The following is a 4,139-nucleotide window of genomic DNA, read 5'->3' as shown; positions in this document are numbered from 1 at the left end:
CAAGGCCATGAAGTTATGGGTCGGGTTCGTGGCTGCAGGTGGGGTCTGATCTGGAGGAACGCCGGACGCGAGAAGCGGAGCCCCGGTAGAACTGGCTGGTCCGCCAAGACAAGCCGTTCACAGCACCGGAGGCTCCGCTGTCGGGTCAGTGTGTCATCAGCCGCGAGATCGCGGTAGCCGACGGTCTTTTCGCTCCGGGTCACTTGGGTGAGCTGACGCAGATCGTCCCGTTCGAGATGGCCGACGCCGCCCTGGCCGAGTGCGGGGCCGTCCAGCAGCGGTTGCGGAAACTCCCTGCCCGGGTGGTCGTTTACCTCCTCCTGGCTGCTGCTCTGTTCGAGGAGTGCGGCTATCCGGCCGTGTGGGCCAGGATGACCTCCGCACTGCGCTCCCTGCCTGTCCCGAAGATCACCGCGACGGCACTGTGGCACGCCCGCGCCAGGCTCGGCGTTCGCCCCATGCGGGCCCTGTTCGACCTGCTGCGCGGCCCGGCGAGCGCGATCCGCACCACCGGGGCCCGCTGGGCGGGACTGCTGGTCGTCGCCGTCGACGGCACGTACCTCGATGTCCCCGACGGTCCCGCCACCCGAGCCCACCTGGGCAAAGGCTCCAACCAGTACGCCACCTCGGGCTATCCGCAGATCTGCCTGGTCACCCTGGTCGCCTGCGGCACCCGGGCAGTGATCGACGCCGTCTTCGGCCCGCGCACCAGCGGCGAGACCACCCACGGCAAGCGCCTGGCCCGCTCCCTGCACGAGGGCATGATCGTCCTGCTGGACCGCGGCCTGTCCTCCAACGCCTTCCTGACCACGGTCGCGGACACCGGCGCCGCGTTCCTCGCCCGGCTGTCCGCCACCCGCAAGCCACCGGTCCTGCACCGCTTCGACGACGGCTCGTTCCTGTCCCGGATCGGCACGCTGGAGGTCCGCATCATCGAATGCGAGATCACCATCGCCACCACCGCCGGCCGCACCACCGGCGTCTACCGCCTGGCCACCACCCTGCTCGACCACCACCGCCACCCGGCATTCGAGCTGGTCAAGCAGTATCACGAGCGGTGGGAAGCGGAATCCGCCTTCTTCGCGATCAAGAAGTCCATGCTCGGACGCCGGGTCCTGCGCGCCCGGACCATGGCCGGCATCGCCCAGGAGGTCTACGCCCTGCTGACCGCCTACCAGCTGATCCGGATCGCCATCGCCGACGCCACCGCGACCCTCCCCGACGCGGACCCCGACCGGGCCAGCTCCAGCATCGCCCTCCAAACCGCCCGCGACCAGGTCATCCAGGCCGCAGGCGTGATCGCCGACACCGCCGTCGACCTCGTCGGAACCATCGGCCGCGCCGTCCTGAACCAGCCGATGACAGCACGCCGACTCCGCGTCAGTCCCCGCGCCGTCAAGCGACCACTGTCCCGATACGCGTACAAGAGCCTGCGCATGGACCGACGCACCTACAAGGCCACCATCAGCATCGACATCCTGTTGACAGGGCCCATCAGCCCATAACTTCATGGCCTTGGCCGTTAGCCTGTCGGTATGTCAGAGCGTGTCATGCCCGGTCGCACGGACGGCCTGGTCACCCTGGTTGCCGCGGACGCTCTGTGGGTCGATTTGACGGCCGGCAGCGCTGTGCCGACGGCTTCTGGGGCATTCACCTGCTCTCCTGCCCGTGCCCGGGTGGGGTACGTCCTGCTCGGCGGCCATGTGGTGGCGACGGTGAGGGCGAGCGGCGGTCAGTGGAGTGTTCCGGAGGTTGAGGTGCGCCGGGCGGCTGCGGAACTGAACGCGGTGGGGATGGATCGGCAGGACCTGGTCCGCATCGGTCCGTTTCGTGGGGCGCCGAGGCAGGAGTGCAACGAGGAAACGCCGCTGCGTTGGCGCCAGCGCATCACGGGGGAACTGCAGGAGCTGGGCGGCCCCGAGCGGGCAGCACGACGTGAAGTCGGCCGGCCGTACCATCTGGCGGGGATCGACTGGCGACAGATACTCGTGGAGCAGACCCGCGACGGGACGCAGCGCACGTGGTGGCTGCCGCGCGCTGTGGTCAGGCTGCTGGACGCGGCCGAGCACGCCGAAACGCAGTGGGCGCAAGCCGCGCGGACCCGCCGGGCAAGCGCAGCCGTCACCGAGCCGCCCTCCCACACCCCGCAGGCCCAAGACGCCGACGGACGGCAGACGACGAGCTCCGAGGGCCCCACCGCCTCACTGCGCCCGTACAACAAAGAGCTGGAAGGCCAGCTGTACTCGGTGCTCAGCAGGAAGCCCGGTACCTCCCGCAGGGTAGCCGGGTGGGCGTGCGCCGTCTGCCGCAGCGCGCCCGCCACCGTGCTCGACCACTGCCACGAACACGGCTACGTCCGCGCCCCCCTCTGCCAGTCCTGTAACACACAGGAACGCCCCGACCACCTGTACAGCAACGACATCCGCGTGGCGAACCGCTACACACGCCTCTTCCACACCGACACCGACGACTGGCTCCGCCACTGGCACCGCTGCCCCGGCTGCCGCGCACGCACCACCCTGCCCCTGCCGCACCTCGCCGCATGGACCGCCCACATAGCCTGCCGATCGCTGCGCCCGACCCACCGCGCCCCCCGCGGGCGCAAGCCCTGCGGTCTCCTGCGCGTGTCCTGGACGGGCAGTCAGAACGCACCCCGTTCCTGCCTGCTCACTGTCGCCGTCGACTTCTGCCCCTCGGGCGAGCACCGTGTCCTGGCTCGAGTCCCCTACCGCGAAGCCGCCGAGCGGTTTCGTGCCTGGCTGGCCGAGACGGCCCCTGCCGTGGCCGCCGCGGCCGGTCCTGACCGCCTGGACGGCCTTCCTGCCCAGTTCCGGCCAGTCATCGCGGACACCAGCGGCGAGGACCTAGAACTGTTTTGAGCGGGCACCGGAGACCTGACACCCCACCGTCAGCTCGCAGCTGCTGGCCCCCGACACGGTCACCCCACACACCCCAGCGAAATGCGCAGCAGAGTCGTCGTCACGGGGGAGGAAGACAGTCACGCTGCGCGATCACCGGTGGCCCGCGACAGTCGATCGGTGACGTTCATCACATGCCGGAGCCCCGGTCAGATTCCCGCTGACCGGGGCTCCTGCTCGCCTGATCAGGCGGAGCGTTCTTCCTTGGCCACGTCGTTCTTGCGCGGCGGCGTCATCCTGGGCCAGCGGGGCGAGGCCGTCGGTTCTCCGTCCTTGACTGCCGCCAGGGGCCTCCGGGCGTGCGGCACGAGCTGCACGACCTTCTCGGCGGCGTCACGGGCGAGATCGTCCAGGACCGACTGGTAGATGTCCCGGGTGATCCGAGTGTCCGAGTGGCCGAGCGTCTCGGAGACCACCTTGATATCGACCCCGGCAGCGAGCATCAGCGTCGCTGCGACGTGGCGAAGATCGTGGAGCCGGATCGGAGGAAGGCCAGCGGCCTCCACCAGACGCTCGAAAAGGTCGCTGACCTTGCCCGGATGGAGAAGGGACCCGTCCTCCTGGGTGAAGATCCGGCCGGTGTCCTGCCAGCCCTCGCCCCACGCCTCCCGCTCCCGCTGCTGGCGGCCCTTGTGAGCCAGGAGGTCCTGGTTGGTCTCCTCGTCGAGGGCGATCAGGCGGATGCCGCTGTCGGTCTTGGGGGCACCCTCGTGGACCTCCCAGCCGTCCTGGACGAGCTGGGTGGCGATGGCCAGGGAGCGCGCCTTGGCCGAGTGGTCTTCCCACCTGACGCCGCAGCCTTCGCCGCGTCGTCCAGCACCAGGACCTGCGTTCCGCGTAATTCAGCGGCATAGAGTCACGAATCTGTGGTCTGACCTGCGCGGACATGGGTGAGGGCGCCTGAGAGGCGTTTCTCTAGGCGCTGGTGTTCGTGCTGGTCAGCGGGGTGTGGGTTCGAGGGCGATGATCTGCTTCGGTGCGGGGATGCCGAGCTTGGCCAGGAGGTCGGTCTGGGGCTTGGTGAGGGTGGTGACCTGCCGGAACAGGCCGGTGGGGCCGGTGAAGGTGCCGAGGTGGAGCCGGTCGAGCTCTCGGCGGACGGTCGTCCAGGTCGCACCGGTGGTGGTCTCTGTGATGCGGATCAGCAGCAGAGCGAGCCAGCAGAGGATGACGTGTGCGCGTATGCGTTCCTCGAGCCGGTGATAGACGGGCCGCAGGTCG

At 69.4% G+C, this 4,139-nt stretch carries 2 protein-coding genes and 2 pseudogenes; 2 read left to right on the top strand and 2 right to left on the bottom strand.

Features of this window, described 5'->3' with window-relative positions:
• The first annotated feature begins 203 nt into the window (after window positions 1-203).
• Both B9S61_RS20110 and B9S61_RS20105 read left to right on the top strand, forming a co-directional pair.
• The gene (locus B9S61_RS20110) at window positions 204-1,505 is read left to right on the top strand and encodes an IS4 family transposase (protein WP_258039752.1); all 1,302 of its coding nucleotides are present in this window, start codon (window positions 204-206) and stop codon (window positions 1,503-1,505) included.
• A gap of 30 nt (window positions 1,506-1,535) precedes the next feature.
• Complete coding sequence (locus tag B9S61_RS20105) at window positions 1,536-2,879, top strand: endonuclease domain-containing protein (protein ID WP_103543502.1); 1,344 nt, start codon at window positions 1,536-1,538, stop codon at window positions 2,877-2,879.
• Window positions 2,880-3,103: 224 nt separating this feature from the next.
• Here the strand turns inward: B9S61_RS20105 and B9S61_RS20100 are convergent.
• A pseudogene (locus B9S61_RS20100) lies at window positions 3,104-3,730 on the bottom strand (site-specific integrase); the annotation flags it as partial.
• Window positions 3,731-3,856: 126 nt separating this feature from the next.
• Window positions 3,857-4,139: pseudogene (locus tag B9S61_RS20095) on the bottom strand (transposase); the annotation flags it as partial.

It is taken from the genome of Streptomyces sp. SM1 (assembly GCF_002910825.1).
Classification (GTDB): Bacteria; Actinomycetota; Actinomycetes; order Streptomycetales; family Streptomycetaceae; genus Streptomyces; species Streptomyces okerensis.
This window is presented reverse-complemented; position numbering and strand designations above follow the sequence as displayed.

Bases quoted from the DNA above. Each gene is read 5' to 3' on its own strand.
- B9S61_RS20105 (WP_103543502.1), top strand. From the start codon at position 1,536: ATGTCAGAGCGTGTCATGCCCGGTCGCACGGACGGCCTGGTCACCCTG.